This is a genomic window from Streptomyces sp. NBC_00080, from assembly GCF_045041255.1.
Classification (GTDB): Bacteria; Actinomycetota; Actinomycetes; order Streptomycetales; family Streptomycetaceae; genus Streptomyces; species Streptomyces coriariae.
This window is the reverse complement of record NZ_CP108235.1, coordinates 8,851,387-8,868,887: the sequence shown is the minus strand read 5'-3', so window position 1 is coordinate 8,868,887 and position 17,501 is coordinate 8,851,387. Positions and strand designations below refer to the sequence as shown.

Sequence of the window (17,501 nt, the reverse complement as noted above, 5' to 3'; positions counted from 1 at the left end):
CAGCAACGTCGCCACGGAGTCTCCTCCCCTCAAGGGTCGAGTGAGGTGAAGTTAAAACGTTTTCAGAGTGCGGTCAACACTTCTGACACAGGCGACCGGCCGCGTCCCGGCGGGTGCGAACCCGGGGCATGGCACCCTGACATGACGGGTACTCAGGGACAGGAGTGCTCGGGGACATGACACACACGGGCGTGACACGCAGGGGAGGGAACGGTGCTCACTCGGAGTTCGGTGATGGTGTGCGCGGCCGCGGCGCTGGCGTTGGCCGGCTGCTCGTCCGGGGACGACGGTAAGGCGGCGGAGCCGACGGACGAGACCGTCGTCACGGCGACCGTCTCCGACGCCCCACCGTCACCCGCCTCGCCCTCCGTCTCCGCTTCCTCCGACGCCTCCGCCTCACCCTCCGTGTCGGTTCCGGCGTCGGCGAGCCCCTCGCCGGTGCCTGTCACCGGCCCGGACCAGAAGCTGGTGACGATGACCGTCAGCGGCGGCTTCGCCGGGGTGAACCGGCAGGTGGTCCTCCGGGGCGACGGCACGGTCCGGACCACCGACCGTGGCGAGTCCGCGGTGCGCCGCACCACCGCGGCGCAGTTCACGACGCTGCGGACGCTGCTCGGAGATCCGGCGCTCGACGAAGTCCCCGCGTTCGCGATCGACATGGGGTCGGCGGACAAGTTCCAGTACACGCTTCAGTTCGACGGCCGGACGGTCATGACGGACCGCTCCACGGACGCACCCGCGCTGGACCGTCTCATCGGCGCCCTGGAGAAGTGGCTGCCCACGAACTGAGAACGACTCCCGGTCGGGCGTCGACCGCCGTACGCACGGGGACAGTCATCAGCGCGATGGGCACACGTTCGCGTGAGCGCCGCCGATCCGCTCAACTCCCGTACACGCACGTTCAAAAAGGTGCACGGATCATGCCGATCCGAAGTTCCTCGGGCCAGTCCCGAAGCGCGTCACTCCGTCGGGGGACATGCTCCGTACGTTCGGGGAACCAGCGGGGCCGGAGGAGCCCGGGCCCGCGCGAGCGGCAGGAGAAACGCCGTGGCGAATCTGGAGATCTCTATGAAGGAGACGATGACCGCGATCGAGGGGGCGGTGGGGGTCGCCGTCGTGGACTACACGAGCGGCATGGCACTCGGCACGCTCGGCGGAGGCAAGGACCTCGATCTGAACGTCGCCGCGGCCGGCAACACCGATGTGATCCGCGCCAAGGTCCGCACCATGGAACACCTGGGGCTGAAGGGTGAGATCGAGGACATCCTGATCACGCTCGCCGGCCAGTACCACCTCATCCGGCTGCTCAAGGGCCGTGGCGGCAGCGGACTGTTCCTCTATCTCGTCCTGGACCGCGCCCGGTCCAACCTGGCCATGGCCCGCCACCAGCTCAAGCGCATCGAGGCCGAGCTCGAGGTGTAGGCGACCGGACGGCCGCGGCTTCGCACACCCTCGAATTGAAGATTTCTTCATCTCGACACATCCAGATCAGCGCATCACACGGGTGTGCGGAGCCCGCAGCCACCAGGATCGTGACGCAGCACGTGGCGCGCGGGGGCGTACGGTCGGCCGGGCCCCCGCGCCATCGCGCACCACGCACCGTACGCGGCAGGGAGCGAGCGATCGATCATGCAGGTTCCCCTCTACCAGGCCAAGGCCGAGTTCTTCCGCATGCTCGGGCACCCGGTCCGCATCAGGGTCCTCGAACTGCTCCAAGGCGGCCCCGTCGCCGTGCGGGACCTGCTCACCGAGATCGAGATCGAACCGTCCAGCCTGTCCCAGCAGTTGGCGGTGTTGCGCCGCGCCGGGATCGTGGTGTCGATCCGGGAGGGCTCGACGGTCAGCTACGCGCTCGCGGGTGGCGACGTGGCCGAGCTGCTGCGGGCCGCCCGCCGCATCCTCACCGAACTCCTCGCGGGACAGAACGAGTTGCTGGCGGAGCTACGCCAGGCCGATCTGCCGCTGCCGGTTCCGCAGGGCGGCACCGGACGGCCGTGACCGGGACGGGGACGGAAACCGAAGCGGAGGCGGAGACCGGAAGAACGGGGTCCGGAGGGGTACGGGAAGAGCGGGGCCGGGACGGGGGCGGGAGCAGCGGGACCGGTTTCAGGTTTCCTTCAGGTACCTCCTGAAGGTTGGGGCCCATGCAAGGACACCGACCACGTACCCCCGCATCCGAACGCAGCCGTCGCTGGTTCATGAACAAGGCGCTGCTCGCCGGCGGTGTCGCCGCGATGGCGACCATGACCGGCTGCTCCTCCGGCTCCTCCGACACCGCGAGCGCCGCCTCGTCCTCCGGCGGCCCGGGCGGGATGCCCTCCGGGGGACCCGACGGCGGCGCCGGCGGAATGGGCCCCGGAGCGAGCGAGGTCAAGTACGCGGACTTCGTCGGTGTCACCACCGACGGCAAGGTCGCGGACGACCTGTACTCGATCCACGCGACGGACGTCTCCACCGACAAGGTCGTCAAGGCCGCCCAGGCGTTCCTGGACGGGCTGACCACCAAGGAGCGCAAGGCCTCGGTCTTCGAGGTGGACGACGACGAGTGGCTGGCCTGGAGCAACGTCGACGGCTACCAGCGTGAGGGCGCCCGGATGGGCGACCTGACCGACGAACAGCGCGACCTCGGCTACGCGCTGCTCGGGGTCGCGCTGTCCGCCGAGGGACTCACCCAGACCCGCAACATCATGAAGCTCAACGCGTTCCTGGGCGACTACAGCGGCGGCAACCGGGACACGCTCACCGAGGGCGCCTACTTCTTCACCTTCATGGGCACCCCGTCGACCACCGCGCCGTGGGGCTTCCAGTACGAGGGCCACCACGTGGCCATCAACTACTTCGTGCTCGGCGACCAGGTGGTCATGACGCCCACCTTCATGGGCTCCGAGCCGACCTCGGCCACCTACGACGGCGAGAAGATCACCCTCTTCAAGAAGGAGACGACGGCCGGCCTCACCCTGCTGCGGTCGCTCACGGACGCCCAGCGCAAGAAGGTGATCTCCTCGGAGACCAAGGCCGGGGACAACCTGAAGGCCGGCGCCGGCCAGGACAACCTCAAGCTCGCCTACCAGGGCCTCGTCGCCTCCGGGTTCACCGCCGCCCAGAAGAGCGCTCTGCTGGATCTGGTGCGCGTCTACGTCGGCAACATGGACGACGGGCACGCCGAGGTGAAGATGAGGGAGGTGGAGGAGCACCTCGACGACACGTACTTCTACTGGATCGGCGAGACCAAGGACTCCTCGGCCTTCTACTACCGCGTGCACAGCCCGGTCGTCCTCGTCGAGTACGACGCCCAGTCGCCGCTCGCCTACGGCAACAAGGACAGCAGCGGTGGCGGCGGCATGGGCGGACCGGGCGGGACGCCGACCCAGCAGCACATCCACACCATCATCCGCACCCCCAACGGGGGCGACTACGGCGTGGACCTGCTCAAGCTGCACCTGGAGAACGACCACTAGGGTCCGGCCGGGCCGCGCGGGTCCGAACAGCGGCTCGGACATCGAACGAAACACACCAAAACGCCACGGTTCGCCACCCCTTCCGCCACGTAGAAATATCTACCAGCATGCATATGCCTGCTCGGCATGCGGCCGGGGGTGGACGTCACACGGAGCCGACATGAGCGATGCGATGTGGACACGCGGCGTGGAATGGCTCGCCGCCGCCGCGACGGACCCGCGGCTGTGCAAGCGGGAATGGGATCAGGGCGACGGGATCGCCCTGCTGGAGGCGGGCCGTTACTGGGATGTCCTCAGCGTGCCCGACCGGCTGGGCCTGCTCACCCTGGATCTGCTGTGGCAGGCGTCCCGCCCCGTCCCGGGACCCACACTCGTGGACACCGCGTCGCACCGGGTCGGGTTCTTCCTCCCGCCGGATCCCGGCACCCGGTGGATCGGGGCGGGGTTGAGACGCGCGGGCCGTGGCTCCTGGGTGGCGGTTCCCCCGCCCTACCGGGCCGCGCAGTTCCTGGAGTGGCTGGTCCCGCCGGACGGCACCGGGATGCTGCACGCGCCGGCCACGCTGGAACTGGCCCTGCGACAGGCCAACGGCACGCTGGCCGTGCTGACCCCGATGTGCGGCCGGTAGCGCGTCACGGGCGGAACGTGCCGTCCTCGTCGCGGCGGAGGCGCCGAACCGAGGGCGAGACCGAAGGCGAGGGCAGCCACTGCAGGTCCGAGCGGGCGGGCACGGTCCGTCCGTCGGCCCGCCACTCCGCGACGAGCCGGGCGTAGATCGGCACCCGACACCGGGGCCGGTCCACCCACAGAGCGGCGCGGAGGAGTCCGGACGGGCAGTCGGCTCGGGGCTGTACGGGCGCAGGTCGGTCCATGCCCGGGCAAACGGGGAGGGGCGCGCCGGTAGTACGCGCGGGCACCGCGCGCTCACCGGCACGGGTGAGCGCGACCCCCGTTCGGAGGCCTGCCCCCGTCCCTTCGGAGGATCACCCCCGTCCGATCGCAGGACCGACCCGACCGGCTCTCCCGCCGCCCGCAGGCACGCCCGAGGACCGGCGTCACCGCAGGGCGCGGCAGACCCGGGCCGCGTCGGCCACCGTCTAACTCCCCTGTCGCGTACGGCAATCCAGACAGTCGACGCAGAAGTGAACAGATACCGGGCACTTTGGGAGGCAAGTCTCGCTCAACCGTGCGGGATCGATCGATGACGGTGTGTACTGTGCTGCGAGTGCCCGGTCCGAGCGCATCGGATCCACCCCTGCCCTGAGCACCGAGACGACGCCCGACCCCCCTGGAACCGAATCGATGATGGAATTCCCGGACCTGGTGGCCGGCGGCCTGGCCGCCGGCACACTGTCCGCGCTCGCCCTCGGCGGCGGATTGCTGCGACTACGGCGGCAACAGACCCGGCAGCGAGCCGAGATCGCCGCGCTGCGCACCCAACTGGAGGGGTCCGTAAAGGCGTTCACGGCAGAGGTCGAGCATCTGGCCGACCGCCGGGTGCCCGCGGCCGCCCGCCAGGTGGCCCATCCGCACGTGGCCGAACCGGGCCCGCTCCAGCCGCTGACCACCGGCACCCCGCTGGGCATCGCCCTGGAGAACGTGGTGCTGGCGCTCCAGTCCGAGGTGGCCGCCCAGCGCACCCGGGTCGACGCGGCCGCCCAGGCCGGCATGCGCGGCGCCACCCGGGAGATCCAGGCGGCCCTGTACCGGCTCCAGGACGCGCTGCGCGGACTCCAACAGCGTTACGACGACCCGGAGTTGGCGCAGACCCTGTTCCGGCTGGACCACGAGAACGAGCAGTCGCTGCGCCGCGCGCAGGTCACCGCCGTGGTGTGTGGCGCGTGGGTCGGGCTGGCGCGCGAGGAGTCGCACCTGGTGGACGCGGTGACCGGCGGTCAGGCCCGGCTCGCGGGTTACCACCGGGTCCAGGTCCACAACCACCTCGAGACCGGTACGGCCCTGGTCTCGCACGCCGTCGAGCCGGTGGCCATCATCGTCGCCGAACTGCTCGACAACGCGCTCCGGCACTCCGCCCCGGACACCGACGTCGTGGTGAGCCTGGAGCACGTCCACCACGGCGTGTGCGTCACCATCGACGACGCGGGTCTCGGCATGACGCGGGACGAACGCGACCGTGCCCAGCGGCTGGTGGCCGGCGACGACCTGATCCTGCTGACCGACCTGGGCGATCCGCCGCGCATGGGGCTGGCCGCGATCGGCCGCCTCACCCGGCAGTTCGACCTGGGCGTCGATGTCTCCTCGGCCTCCCCGTACGGCGGCGTGCGCGCGGTGCTGCGGGTCGACAGCCATCTCCTCAGCCGGCTCGACCCGGCCGACCGGCCGCCGGCCGCGAGCGCGCCGCGCACGACCCGGAAGGCCGCGGCCGACCGGCCCGCGCCCTCCCACGCGTACGGCACGGAGTCCGGCGTCCCCGAGGCGGCACCGGGGCATCACGAGCCCTCGGACACCGACGGCCTGCCGCAGCGCCGTCGCCGCACCCCGGCCGCCGCACCCGAGGAGAGCCCGGCCCAAAGACCCGCGCACAGTCCCGCGCGGAGACCGGAGGAGGCCGCGGCCGCGCTCGGCGCGCTCCAGTCCGGCACGGCGGCGGCCCGCGCCGCCGCCGAGAGCACCGGATCCGACGGCCACGGGGACACCCCGGCCGACCGGACCGGCGATACCGACCACACCGACCACATCGACATCGACATCGAGGGGGAAGCGGCGAGATGACCAGCCGTAATACGGGCGACACGGCATGGGTGCTGGAACCGATCCTGCAGGTGCCGCACGTGCTGGCCGCCGTCATGCTGACCCGGGACGGACTGGTGACGGGCTACACCGACGCCCTGTCGCAGCCGTCGGCCGAGCGGGTGGCCGCCATCACCAGCACCGTGCAGGGGGCCTGCCGGACGGCGGCGGCCGCCTTCGCCGACCAGGAGCGGGCCGAGGTACGCCAGATCGTCATCGAGTCGGACCACGGCTATGTGCTGATCGTGCCGACCGACCACGGCACCTGCGTGGCCGCGTACGGCGACGGCGAGACGCGGCTGGACCTGCTGGCGCACCGGGTCCACTCCCAGGTGGCGCGACTGGGCGAGAAGGCCATGGCGGCCGCGCCCCGAGGAGCCGACGACAACGCGCCGGCATGACCCGGCGCCCGGCCGGCCGTCCCCTCGTCCCCGCGTACCTGTCGACCGGCGGTGTGGCCCGGCCCAGTCGGCCCCACCTGGAGCGGCTGTCGGTGCTCGCCCGCAGCGAGGAGCCGCTGCCGCCCGGCCTGCCGGCCGCCGAACTGGCCCTGTTGGACACGCTGGCGGGCGGCTCGCTCGCGGTGGTGGAGGCGGCTGCGCTGCTCAGACTGCCGGTCTCCGCGGTACGGGTGCTGGCGGCCGACCTCGTCGACCGGGACCTCGTTCTCGCCCGCGCGCCGATCCCGCCCGCCGAACGGTTCGACCCCGACCTGCTGAAGAGAGTGGCCGATGGCCTCCGCGCCCTCAAACACCACCCCTAGCGCCGGCGCGCCCGGCGCCGTCCACCACCCCGACACCGCCCGCGACCTGGTCAAGATCCTGGTCGCCGGGCCGTTCGGGGTGGGCAAGACGACCCTGATCGACTCGGTGTCCGAGATCCGGCCGCTGCACACCGAGGAACACCTCTCCGAGGCGTCCGCCGAGGTGGACGACCTGGCCGGGGTGCGGGAGAAGTCGACGACCACCGTCGCCATCGACTTCGGGCGGATCAGCCTCGCCGGCGATGTCGTGCTGTACCTGTTCGGCACGCCGGGGCAGGAGCGCTTCCGCGCGCTCTGGGACGACATCGCCTATGGGGCGCTGGGCGCGCTCGTCCTCGTCGACAGCCGCCGCCTCGACGCGTCCTTCGACGTGCTGGGCCTGGTGGAGGAGAGCGGGCTGCCGTACGCGGTGGCCTTCAACGACTTCCCCGACGCGCCCCGCCACTACGGTGCGGAGCGGCTGCGCCAGGCGCTGGACCTGGAGCCCGGGACACCCATGGTGACCTGCGACGCGCGGGACCGCGACTCCTCGATCGACGCGCTGCTCGCGCTCGTCGACCATCTGATCGGACGTGACCCCATGGAGGCCCGGTGACCATCCATCCCCCGGACCGGCGCGACTTCGCGCGCTCCGCGCCCGTGCGACTGTGGGACGAGAGCTTCGCGGCCGACCCGCTGCGCCACTACCAGGCACTGCGCAGTCAAGGGCCGGTCGGCTGGGGCGAGTTGGCGCCCGGAGTTCCGGCATACGTGGTCACCGACCGGCGCGCCGCGCTGGACGTGCTGCACGACGAGGAGACGTTCTCGCACGACCCGCGCGCGTGGGAGTCGACCGTCCCCGACGACTCTCCGGTGCTCGGCATGATGCGGTGGCGACCCAACGCCCTGTTCGCCGACGGGGCGGCGCACGTCCGCTACCGCACCACCCTCATCGACGTCTTCGACCTGGTGGAACCGCACGACCTGCGGGGGCGGGTGCACCGGGCGGTGCGGCTGCTGGTGGGCCGGATCGGACCGAGGGGCGAGGCCGACCTGGTCGGCGACTTCGCCGAGCCGCTGATGGCGCTGGTCTTCAACGACCTGTTCGGCCTGCCGGAGAGCCAGGGCGACCGGCTGCACTCGGGCGTGGGCAAGATGATGGAGGGCGGCGACCGGGCGACCGTGGGCGAGGCGGAGTACGCCCAGTACGTACTGGACCTCATCGCCGCAAAGACCGAACGGCGCGGCGACGACCTGCCGAGCCGGTTGCTGGACCACCCGGCGGGGCTGACCCGGGAGGAGGTCACCTGGCAGGTGTTCCTCACGCTCGGCGCCGGATACGGGCCGACCGCCAACCTCCTGTCCAACACGCTGTCGAGGATCCTCGGCAACCCGCTCTACTACTCCACCCTCACCGACGGCGCCCGCCCCGTCATGGACGCGGTGGTCGAGGTGCTGCACCACGAGACGCCGCTCGCGAACTACGGCATCTACTACGTCCGCCGGCCCGTGGCCTTCCACGGGGTGTGGCTGCGCGAGGCGGTGCCGGTGGTGGTGTCGTACGGGGCACTCGGGATCCTCGCCGAGCGGGAGGCCACCGAGGGCCGGCATCCCAACGACGCCTCGCATCTGTCGTGGGGAGCGGGAGCGCACGCCTGTCCGGTGAAGCAGCACACGCTGCTGCTGGTCACCGAGGCGATCGAACGGCTCACCCAGTGGCTGCCCGACCTCGATCCCGTCGTGCCCCGCGACCGGCTGACCTGGCGGCCCGGCCCGTTCCACCGTTCGCTGACTGCGCTGCCCGTCCGCTTCAGCCCCCGCTCCCCCGCTTCCGAACCCTCAGGAGTCCGTTCGTGACCGTGACCGACCGCATCGTCCTCGACCCGTTCGGCACCGACGTGCACGCCGAGAGCGCCCGGCTGCGCGCCCTCGGCCCGATCGTGCCCGTGGAGCTGCCCGGCGGCATTCCGGCCTGGGCGCCCACCGGGTACGACACCCTCAGGGCACTGATCCTGGACCCTCGGGTCAGCAAGGACCCGCGGCGGCACTGGCGGCAGTGGGCGGAACTCGGCGAGCACCCCTCCTGGGGCTGGATCCTGGGCTGGGTCGGGGTGATCAACATGCTCTCCACGTACGGCACCGACCACGCGCGGCTGCGCAAACTGGTGGCGCCCAGCTTCACCCACCGGCGTACCGAGGCGCTGCGCACCCGGGTGGAGGCGATCACCGCTGAGCTGCTGGACGCGCTGGAGAAGGGCGACGACACCGCCGACCTCAAGGCCGGCTTCGCGCATCCGCTGCCGATGCAGATCGTCTGTGAACTGTTCGGGGTGCCGGACGATCTGCGGGAGGCCACCGTCCGGCTGGTCGCGGCCATCATGGACACCACCGACCCGACACCGGAGCACGCCGCGTACGTCCAGGAGCAGATCGGCACGGTGCTGGGCGGACTGATCGCGTACAAGCGCGAGCACCCCGGCGACGACATGACGACCGAGCTGATCCGCGTGCGCGACGAGGAGGGCGACCGGCTCGACGACGAGGAACTGCTGTACACGCTGCTGCTGGTCATCGGTGCCGGTTTCGAGACGACCGTGAACCTCATCGGGAACGCGGCGGTGGCGCTGCTGCGGCGGCCCGAGCAGCTGGCGGCCGTCCGCGCGGGCGAGATCGGCTGGGACGCGGTCGTCGACGAGACGCTGCGGCTGCACCCGCCGATCGCCACGCTGCCGCTGCGGTTCGCCGTCGACGACATCACGGTGGGTGAGGTGACGATACCGGCCGGGGACGCGATCATCACGACGTACGCGGCGGCGAACGTGGATCCGGCGCACTTCGGGGCGGACGCGGACGTGTTCGACGCGGCACGCGCCGCGGACGACCATCTGGCCTTCGGGATCGGTGTGCACCGGTGCATCGGGGCTCCGCTGGCCCGGATGGAGGCGCTGACGGCGCTGCCCGCGCTGTTCGACCGGTTCCCCGGGCTGCGCCTGGACACCGGGGCCGCGGAGCTGCGGCAGGTGCCCTCGTTCATCGCGAGCGGCTGGCAGGAGATCCCGGTCCGTCTGCGGGACTGAAGCGCGGGGGCGCGACCGGTCCCCCGTTCCGGTCGTACCCCCGCCGCTCCTCGAAACTACGTGTCCGGCGAGCGGCTGGGAATCGTGTCGATGCCCGCTCGGGCCGCCGGAGCACTCACCTGTGCACAGGTGAGTCCGGATGGCCCGGTTCCGTCCACGGGGCGGATTCGTGCAGGTCGGGCTGGTCCAGGTCACCCGCCGCCACATGGGCCAGGACGACCTCGTACAGGTCGCTGCCGGCCGCGAGGAGCTGACGTTCGAGGACGGGTTCCGCGCTGCGGACGTGTTCGCGGACGGTCTGCGCGTGCACGCCGAGCAGCTGGGCGGCGCGTTCGGCGTTTCCGCCGGCGGCGATCCAGGCGCGCAGCGTGCCGCGCAGGTCCCGGCCGTCGGAGTCGAGGCGGGCCAGCAGGTCCTGCGCCCAGCCGCGCAGTGCGGGGTCACCGAGGAGCTCGCCGAGCCGGGCGGGGGCCGCCGGGGTCCCCGTCAGGTGCCCGGCGATGACGACCTGGGTGTGCAGCGCGAGGTGGACCGCGGCGCGGACGGTGAGGTCGGAGAAGTCGGCGCGCAGCAGGTTCTCGACGCGTTCCATGCGGGCGCGGACCGTGTTGCGGCTGACGCCGAGCACCTTCGCGGCGTTGACGGCGGTGAACTCCAGGCCGAGCCGGGTGGTGGCGAGGAGTTCGGCGCGGGTGTGGTGCGGCAGGGCGTCGAGGGGGCGCAGCAGCCGGGTGGTCCAGGTGCGCAGGACCTCGGGGTCCATCAGGCGTTCGGGGTGGGTGCGTTCGGCGTAGACGGCCGTCCTGTCGGGGCGGAAGCGGGCCACGGCGAGGGCGCTGACGGCCTGGCCGTAGGCGGTGGCGGTGCGGGCGAGGCTCTGGAGGGCGCTGCCGCCGAGGAACGCGCCGGCGTGCCGGTCGCACAGGGCGCGCAGTGCACGACCCACGGTGTCGTCCGGGACGACGACGATGACGTGGCCGTCCATGGCGGGACAGCGCACCACGAGGGCCTCGTCGTGGGTCGCCGCCACGCAGGCCGCCGCGAGCCGGTCGCGGTCCTCGGGGCTGGTCTCGATCACGTAGACGCAGGCGGTGTCGGTGTCGAGCAGGCCGGGCCACAGACCGGCGGCGACGCGGCGGGCGGCGACGGTGTCCTCGACCATGAGCAGCTGGAGGATGGCGAGGCGCAGGTCGGCGGTGGCGCGGGCCAGCCGGTGTCCGGTCGCGGCGGTCTCCTGTGCGCGCAGCAGGAGTTCGAGGACGCCGACGGTGTGCGTGACGATGGCGGAGGCGCGCCGGTCGAAGGGGCTCGTCCGGCTCACGGCGAGCACGCCCGACGAGGCGGGACGCGGGAGTTCGACCCTGATCAGGCGCACGGACCTGCCCTCGCCCTCCCAGGCGGCGGAGGCGAGCCGGCCGCCGGTGACGGCGGCTACCAGGTTCTCGTCCAGTGGGGTGAGCGGTCCGGCGAGCGCGGCGCCCGTGTCGTCGCGCAGGGAGACGGTCGCGTCGAGCGTGTCCGCCAGCCAGTCGAGGACTCTGCGGAGGTCGCCGCCGGTGGGGCGCAGATGTCCGAGGAGTTCCTGCGCCCACGCCGAGCCGGCGTCGTCCGCCGCGTCGGTGTGGGGGTTCCCGTCGTCCCGGCCGGCCATCTCGGCGCTCTCCTCGTCCCTCACGGCCCGTCCGGGCCGAACCAGTCATATCGGTCGGGGACGTTACCTCACGCGGAGCGGAACGGCCGCCGGCTGCTCGCCTGCAGCCGGCAGTTCCTCCTGGGCGAGCCGCACGGCGGTCCTGCGGGGCGGCCGCCCCCTGGCACGGCATAAGCTCGGCCAATGGCGAAGTACTACGACGTGCACCCCGACAACCCTCAGCCGCGCACCATCACCCAGGTCGCGGCCGCCATCCGGGCGGACGCGCTGATCGCGTACCCGACGGATTCCTGCTACGCGCTGGGCTGCCGGCTGGGCAGCAAGAACGGCATCGACCGGATCAGGGCCATCCGCGACCTGGACGACCGGCACCACTTCACCCTCGTGTGCCAGGACTTCGCGCAACTCGGCCAGTTCGTCCGGGTGGACAAGGACGTGTTCCGCGCGATCAAGGCGTCGACGCCGGGCAGCTACACCTTCATCCTCCCGGCGACCAAGGAGGTGCCGCGCATGCTCCAGCACCCGAAGAAGAAGACGGTGGGCGTGCGCATCCCGGACCATGTGGTCACCCAGGCCCTGCTCGCCGAACTCGGTGAACCGCTGCTGTCCAGCACCCTGTTGCTGCCCGGCGAGGACGAGCCGATGACCCAGGGCTGGGAGATCAAGGACCGGCTCGACCACGTGGTGGACGCCGTGCTGGACTCCGGGGACTGCGGCACCGAGCCGACCACGGTCATCGACTTCTCCGAGGGCGAGGCGGAGATCGTGCGGCACGGGGCGGGTGACACCTCGCGGTTCGAGTAGGGCCTTGCGCGCCCCGGCACCCTGGACCGGGGGTCCCGGAGGGCAGGTGGATGGTGCATGCAACGATGGTCGCTGCCCGGCCCCACCGGGCCGGTCGATCGCTCGCCGCAGTGCACCGCGCAGAGAGGCACCCCCATGACCTCCGTACAGGGAACAGCCGTGGACATCCGGACCGAGGACGGCGTCGCCGACGCCTATGTCGCGCATCCCGGTGACGGGACGCCCCGGCCCGGCGTGCTGCTGTACCAGGACGCCTTCGGGCTGCGTCCGCACCTGCGGGCGATGGCCGACCGGCTCGCCGAGGCCGGTTACACGGTGCTGGTCCCGAACGTGTTCTACCGGCACGGGCGCGCGCCCGTCGTGGAGCTGCCCGAGTTCATCGACCCGGGCGCGCGTCCGGAGATCTTCGCGGCCCTGGGCCCGCTCATCCAGTCCCTCACGGCCGAGGCCGCCGTGCGGGACGCCGGGGCCTATCTGCGGTGGCTGGAGGAGAGCCCGCTGGTCGCGGACGGCCCGGTGGCGCTGACCGGGTACTGCATGGGCGCCCGGCTCGCCCTGTGGACGGCCGGCGGCCATCCGGACCGGGTCGCGGCGGTGGCCGGCTTCCACGGCGGCCGGCTCGCGACCGACGCGCCGGACAGTCCCCATCTGGCGGCCGAGCACATCACGGCCGAGCTGTACTTCGGCCACGCCGACAACGACCACTCCCTGCCGCCCGAGCAGATCGAGCGCTTCGAGGAGGCCCTCACGGCGGCGGGCGTCCGGCACACGTGCGAGGTCTACGCCGGCGCCGAGCACGGCTACACGCAGGCCGACACCGCCGCGTACGACGAGAAGGGCGCCGAGCGGCACTGGGTCGCGCTGCTGGACCTGCTGAAGCGGACCTTCTGACCCTCGCGACCGGGCAACGGGACCGAGCACCGGGACGCCCCTGGCATGAGCCGTGCCGAGGGCGTCCTCTCCTTTTTCTGCCTCCGCCTCTGTCCACATTGTTGACATGGGCACAACCCCGATGCGACTTTGAGAGCGCTCTCAACATGGTACGGACCAACCCCACAGGCCTACCCGCACGGAGGTGGAGAGTGCTCTCGAGCATCACGCACGCACTCAGAATCGCCGGAGCAGCCGCTCTCGCCGGCGCACTGCTCTCTCTCGGTCCCCCGGCCCAGGCGGCCGTCCCCGACACCATCCCGCTGAAGATCACCAACAACTCGGGGCGCGGCGACCGCCTCTACGTCTACAACCTCGGCACCCAGCTGACGACGGGCCGGCAGGGCTGGGCGGACGCGAACGGCACCTTCCACGCCTGGCCCGCCGGCGGCAACCCTCCCACCCCCGCGCCCGACGCCTCGATCGCGGGCCCGGCGGCCGGGCAGTCCGCCACCATCCGGATCCCCAAGTTCTCCGGCCGGGTCTACTTCTCCTACGGACAGAAGCTCGACTTCAGACTGACCACCGGCGGACTGGTGCAGCCGGCCGTGCAGAACCCGACCGACCCGAACCGGAACATCCTGTTCAACTGGTCGGAGTACACGCTCAACGACTCCGGGCTGTGGCTGAACAGCACTCAGGTCGACATGTTCTCCGCGCCGTACGCGGTCGGCGTGCAGCGCGCCGACGGGACCACCGTCAGCACCGGGCACCTCAAGGCGGGCGGCTACAACGGCTTCTTCAACGCCCTGCGCGGACAGCCCGGCGGCTGGGCGAACCTCATCCAGACCCGGTCCGACGGCACCGTGCTGCGGGCCCTCGCCCCGCTGTACGGGGTGGAGACCGGCGCCCTCCCGGCGAACGTCATGGACGACTACGTCAACCGCGTCTGGCAGAAGTACGCGACGAGCACGCTGACCGTCACCCCGTTCGCCGACCAGCCGGGCACCAAGTACTACGGCCGGGTCTCGGGCGGGGTCATGAACTTCACCAACTCCGCCGGAGCGGTCGTGACCAGCTTCCAGAAGCCGGACGCGAACAGCATCTTCGGCTGTCACCGGCTGCTGGACGCGCCGAACGACGCCGTGCGCGGACCGATCTCCCGCACCCTGTGCGCGGGCTTCAACCGCTCCACGCTCCTGGTCAATCCCAACCAGCCGGACACCACGACGGCGAACTTCTACCAGGACACGGTGACCAACCACTACGCCCGCAAGATCCACGCGCAGATGGCCGACGGCAAGGCGTACGCGTTCGCCTTCGACGACGTCGGGCAGCAGGAGTCCCTCGTCCACGACGGCTCTCCGAGCCAGGCGTACCTGACGCTCGACCCGTTGAACTGAGGTGAACTGAACGGAACGGAGCGCGCACGACGACGTCCCGCACGCGGAGGGAGCCCGCGTGCGGGACGTCGTCGGTCCGAGTGGATCAGCCGGTCCTGATCAGCCGGTCGTGACGGCGGTGTCGTCCACGACGAAGCTGGTCTGGAGCGAGGAGTCCTCGACGCCCGAGAACTTCAGCGCCACGGTGGAGCCCGCGAAGGACCCGAGGCTGAAGGACTTCTGGACGTAGCCGCTGGCGGCGTTGAGGTTGGAGTAGGTGGCCAGGGTGGTGGACCCGGCGGTGACCGTCAGCTTGTCGTACTGCGTGCTGGTGGTGGTCTCGGCCGTGTCGACGTGCAGGTAGAAGGTGAACGTGGTGTTGGTGCAGCCGCTCGGGATCGTCACCGACTGCGACAGCGTGTCGGTGTGGGTCGATCCGTAGCCGTCGAGCCAGGCCTTGTAGGAGCCGGTGCGGGCCGCCTGGCTGCTGGAGTTGGTGATCACACCGCTCGTCGCCGTCCAGGTGGTGCTGCCCGACTCGAAGCCCGCGTTGCCCAGCAGCTGGGTGGCGGCGCAGGAGCCGCCGCCGGTGGAGCTGACCGTCCAGGTGAACGACGCGGTGGCGGTCGCGCCGGTGCTGTCGGTCACCGTGACGGTGGTGCCGGAGGAGCCGGCCGTGGTCGGTGTGCCGGAGATCAGGCCGGTCGAGCTGCTGATCGACAGACCGGCGGGCAGCCCGGTCGCGGCGTACGTCAGCGAGCCGCTGTTGGTGCTGCTGGCGGAGATCTGCAGGCTCACCGCGGTGCCGACCGTGGCGGACTGGCTGCCCGGGTTGGTCACCGAGACGCCCGTCGACGGGACCGTGATGTGGCTGCCGACGTTGATGCCTGCGAAGGCGTTGCCGACCCCGGCGTACTGGGTGGAGCTGGAGCCGTACAGCGCGGTGGCCGCGCTGAGGGCGGCGGTGCGGGCGCCCGCGTAGTTGGTGCTGGACGTCATGTACGTCGTCAGCGCCTTGTACCAGATCTGCAGGGCCGCGGCCCGGCCGATGCCCGCGACGGCGACGCCGTCGGAGGTCGGGCTGTTGTAGGTGACGCCGTTGATGGTCTTGCTGCCGCTGCCCTCGGAGAGCAGGTAGAACATGTGGTTCGCCGGGCCCGAGGAGTAGTGGACGTCGAGGTTGCCGACGCCGGAGTACCAGCTGTCGGCGGAGCCGCCGTCCTTGTCGGGCTCGTCCATGTACCGCAGCGGGGTGCCGTCCCCGTTGATGTCGATCTTCTCGCCGATGAGGTAGTCACCGACGTCGGAGGAGTTGTTCGCGTAGAACTCCACGCCCGTGCCGAAGATGTCGGAGGTGGCCTCGTTCAGACCGCCCGACTCACCTGTGTAGTTGAGGTTCGCGGTGTTGGAGGTGACACCGTGGCTCATCTCGTGGCCGGCGACGTCCAGCGAGGTCAGCGCGTGGGTGCTGCTGGTGCCGTCGCCGTAGGTCATGCAGAAGCAGTCGTCGTCCCAGAAGGCGTTGACGTACGCCGTGCTGTAGTGGACGCGGGAGTAGGCGGCGACGCCGTCGTTCTTGATGCCGCTGCGGCCGAAGGTGTTCTTGTAGAAGTCCCAGGTCGTCTGGGCACCGAAGTGCGCGTCGACGCCGGCGGTCTGCGTGTTGGAGCCGGATCCGGTGCCCCAGGTGTCGTCGGCGTCCGTCATCAGGGTGCCGGTGCCGGACGTGCCGTTGTTGAGGCTGTACGTCTTGTGGGTGCCGCGCGTGGTGTCGTTCAGCTGGTACGTCGAGCCGGACAGCGTGGTGCCGATGGTGACGGTTCCGCTGTACTGGCTGTTGCCGGTGCCGGTCTCGATGCCCTCGAACTGGGAGAGCTTCGCGCCGGTGGCGGCGTCGGTGATGACGTGCAGCTTGCTCGGCGTGCCGTCGTCCTGGAGGCCGCTCACCACGGTCTCCCAGGCGAGCTTGGGCGTGCCCTCGCCGGCCCAGATCACCTTGCGCGCGCTCTGGGCGGCGGGGTTCTGCGCGTCGAGGGCCTTGGCCGCCGTCAGGGCCTTGGTCTCGGCGGCCGCCTTGCCGTACGTGGCGGTCGTGGACTTGACCGAGACGGTGCGGCGGTTGTTGTTGAAGGTCGTGCTCACCGTGCCGGCGGCCAGCGAGGCCGGGGGCGTGTGCACGACGAGGTCGCCGCCGAGGACGGGCAGACCGGCGTAGGTCCGCTCGTAACGCGTGTGCAGGGTGCCGTCGTTGTCCTTCACGACGTCCTTGACGACCAGCTTCTCCTGGGCGCCCAGGCCGAGGGACTCGGCCGTGTCCGTCGTCTTCGCCTCGGCGCTCCTGATCAGCGTCGTGCGCTGGGCGGGAGTGAGGTCGGCGGGCAGGCCACCGGCGCGCACGGGGCTGGGGTGGGGAGCTGCGGGCAGCGCGGTTGCCGGAACCGTCTGGACACCGAGGGCCACGAGTGCGGCGGTGGAGAGCAGGGCCGCTCCGACCGTGGTCCGCTTGCGGGGGTTGGGTCTCACTCGTTCTCCTACTGCGGCGGCCGTGGGGAACGGCCGGTGACAGACCGGGCAGACGGGTGTGCTGTCCGGGACGAGCTGAGTTGTGCGGGACCGTGAGCACGGGAAGACAACTTGCCGCTGGTGCGCGGTAGTTGGGTGGGAGAATGACAGGCTTGACAGTGGCATGTCAGCCAAAGCCGGACGCTTCAAGGGTTATCCCTCGGTGCCGGGCGGAGACGGAGCCCCCACCCCCCGACCCCGCTG

16 protein-coding genes are annotated in these 17,501 nt (G+C 71.3%); 14 read left to right on the top strand and 2 right to left on the bottom strand.

Annotated elements, in window-relative coordinates; translation table 11 throughout:
* The first annotated feature begins 213 nt into the window (after positions 1 to 213).
* The 11 genes from OHU34_RS39645 to OHU34_RS39595 all read left to right on the top strand — a co-directional run bounded on the left by OHU34_RS39645 (position 214) and on the right by OHU34_RS39595 (position 10,028).
* On the top strand, positions 214 to 789 hold the full coding sequence (locus OHU34_RS39645; protein WP_405771074.1) for a hypothetical protein: 576 nt from the start codon (positions 214 to 216) through the stop codon (positions 787 to 789).
* Positions 790 to 1,047: 258 nt separating this feature from the next.
* Positions 1,048 to 1,422 (top strand): hypothetical protein, encoded by a 375-nt coding sequence (locus OHU34_RS39640; RefSeq protein WP_142268630.1) that lies wholly within the window; start codon positions 1,048 to 1,050, stop codon positions 1,420 to 1,422.
* A 207-nt stretch (positions 1,423 to 1,629) separates the two neighbouring features.
* Positions 1,630 to 1,998 carry a helix-turn-helix transcriptional regulator gene (locus OHU34_RS39635; RefSeq protein WP_020127091.1) on the top strand — a complete coding sequence of 123 codons (369 nt, stop codon included), beginning with the start codon at positions 1,630 to 1,632 and terminating at the stop codon, positions 1,996 to 1,998.
* Between the two features lie 146 nt (positions 1,999 to 2,144).
* The gene (locus OHU34_RS39630; protein ID WP_405771072.1) at positions 2,145 to 3,458 is read left to right on the top strand and encodes a DUF3500 domain-containing protein; all 1,314 of its coding nucleotides are present in this window, start codon (positions 2,145 to 2,147) and stop codon (positions 3,456 to 3,458) included.
* Between the two features lie 160 nt (positions 3,459 to 3,618).
* Positions 3,619 to 4,086 (top strand): hypothetical protein, encoded by a 468-nt coding sequence (locus OHU34_RS39625; protein WP_142268631.1) that lies wholly within the window; start codon positions 3,619 to 3,621, stop codon positions 4,084 to 4,086.
* 674 nt (positions 4,087 to 4,760) lie between these two features.
* Positions 4,761 to 6,191, top strand: a complete 1,431-nt coding sequence (locus tag OHU34_RS39620; protein WP_405771068.1) for an ATP-binding protein — start codon at positions 4,761 to 4,763, stop codon at positions 6,189 to 6,191.
* Positions 6,188 to 6,610: a roadblock/LC7 domain-containing protein gene (locus OHU34_RS39615; RefSeq protein WP_142268632.1), complete on the top strand. Its 423-nt coding sequence runs from the start codon at positions 6,188 to 6,190 to the stop codon at positions 6,608 to 6,610. Before OHU34_RS39620 ends, OHU34_RS39615 begins: the two co-directional genes overlap by 4 nt.
* Positions 6,607 to 6,972: a DUF742 domain-containing protein gene (locus OHU34_RS39610; RefSeq protein WP_020127084.1), complete on the top strand. Its 366-nt coding sequence runs from the start codon at positions 6,607 to 6,609 to the stop codon at positions 6,970 to 6,972. Before OHU34_RS39615 ends, OHU34_RS39610 begins: the two co-directional genes overlap by 4 nt.
* Positions 6,941 to 7,567, top strand: a complete 627-nt coding sequence (locus OHU34_RS39605; RefSeq protein ID WP_142268633.1) for an ATP/GTP-binding protein — start codon at positions 6,941 to 6,943, stop codon at positions 7,565 to 7,567. The genes OHU34_RS39610 and OHU34_RS39605 overlap by 32 nt, the downstream gene beginning before the upstream one ends.
* On the top strand, positions 7,564 to 8,808 hold the full coding sequence (locus OHU34_RS39600; RefSeq protein ID WP_020127082.1) for a cytochrome P450: 1,245 nt from the start codon (positions 7,564 to 7,566) through the stop codon (positions 8,806 to 8,808). The genes OHU34_RS39605 and OHU34_RS39600 overlap by 4 nt, the downstream gene beginning before the upstream one ends.
* Positions 8,805 to 10,028, top strand: a complete 1,224-nt coding sequence (locus OHU34_RS39595; protein WP_142268634.1) for a cytochrome P450 — start codon at positions 8,805 to 8,807, stop codon at positions 10,026 to 10,028. Before OHU34_RS39600 ends, OHU34_RS39595 begins: the two co-directional genes overlap by 4 nt.
* Before the next feature lie 115 nt (positions 10,029 to 10,143).
* Here the strand turns inward: OHU34_RS39595 and OHU34_RS39590 are convergent, their stop codons facing one another.
* Positions 10,144 to 11,679, bottom strand: a complete 1,536-nt coding sequence (locus OHU34_RS39590) for a CdaR family transcriptional regulator (protein WP_142269888.1) — start codon at positions 11,677 to 11,679, stop codon at positions 10,144 to 10,146.
* 183 nt (positions 11,680 to 11,862) lie between these two features.
* Between OHU34_RS39590 and OHU34_RS39585 the strand changes: the two genes are divergently transcribed.
* From OHU34_RS39585 to OHU34_RS39575, 3 genes are all read left to right on the top strand, one after another.
* Entirely contained in the window at positions 11,863 to 12,483 is a 621-nt protein-coding gene (locus OHU34_RS39585) for an L-threonylcarbamoyladenylate synthase (protein WP_200840008.1), read from the top strand.
* A gap of 135 nt (positions 12,484 to 12,618) precedes the next feature.
* Positions 12,619 to 13,374 (top strand): dienelactone hydrolase family protein, encoded by a 756-nt coding sequence (locus OHU34_RS39580; protein ID WP_405771062.1) that lies wholly within the window; start codon positions 12,619 to 12,621, stop codon positions 13,372 to 13,374.
* A gap of 191 nt (positions 13,375 to 13,565) precedes the next feature.
* Positions 13,566 to 14,756, top strand: coding sequence for a glycoside hydrolase family 64 protein (locus OHU34_RS39575; RefSeq protein ID WP_142268636.1), 1,191 nt, complete (start codon positions 13,566 to 13,568; stop codon positions 14,754 to 14,756).
* Between the two features lie 99 nt (positions 14,757 to 14,855).
* On the opposite strand, the gene OHU34_RS39570 is transcribed toward OHU34_RS39575, so the two are convergent.
* Positions 14,856 to 17,258 (bottom strand): M4 family metallopeptidase, encoded by a 2,403-nt coding sequence (locus OHU34_RS39570; RefSeq protein ID WP_230193670.1) that lies wholly within the window; start codon positions 17,256 to 17,258, stop codon positions 14,856 to 14,858.
* Positions 17,259 to 17,501: the final 243 nt, after the last annotated feature.

What these genes read in the sequence shown, in the direction of transcription:
- OHU34_RS39615 (WP_142268632.1), top strand. Translation starts at nt 6,188, where the DNA reads ATGACCAGCCGTAATACGGGCGACACGGCATGGGTGCTGGAACCGATC.
- OHU34_RS39625 (WP_142268631.1), top strand. Translation starts at nt 3,619, where the DNA reads ATGAGCGATGCGATGTGGACACGCGGCGTGGAATGGCTCGCCGCCGCC.
- OHU34_RS39585 (WP_200840008.1), top strand. Translation starts at nt 11,863, where the DNA reads ATGGCGAAGTACTACGACGTGCACCCCGACAACCCTCAGCCGCGCACC.
- OHU34_RS39630 (WP_405771072.1), top strand. Translation starts at nt 2,145, where the DNA reads ATGCAAGGACACCGACCACGTACCCCCGCATCCGAACGCAGCCGTCGC.
- OHU34_RS39580 (WP_405771062.1), top strand. Translation starts at nt 12,619, where the DNA reads ATGACCTCCGTACAGGGAACAGCCGTGGACATCCGGACCGAGGACGGC.
- OHU34_RS39610 (WP_020127084.1), top strand. Translation starts at nt 6,607, where the DNA reads ATGACCCGGCGCCCGGCCGGCCGTCCCCTCGTCCCCGCGTACCTGTCG.
- OHU34_RS39605 (WP_142268633.1), top strand. Translation starts at nt 6,941, where the DNA reads ATGGCCTCCGCGCCCTCAAACACCACCCCTAGCGCCGGCGCGCCCGGC.
- OHU34_RS39590 (WP_142269888.1), bottom strand. Translation starts at nt 11,679, where the DNA reads ATGGCCGGCCGGGACGACGGGAACCCCCACACCGACGCGGCGGACGAC.
- OHU34_RS39635 (WP_020127091.1), top strand. Translation starts at nt 1,630, where the DNA reads ATGCAGGTTCCCCTCTACCAGGCCAAGGCCGAGTTCTTCCGCATGCTC.
- OHU34_RS39620 (WP_405771068.1), top strand. Translation starts at nt 4,761, where the DNA reads ATGATGGAATTCCCGGACCTGGTGGCCGGCGGCCTGGCCGCCGGCACA.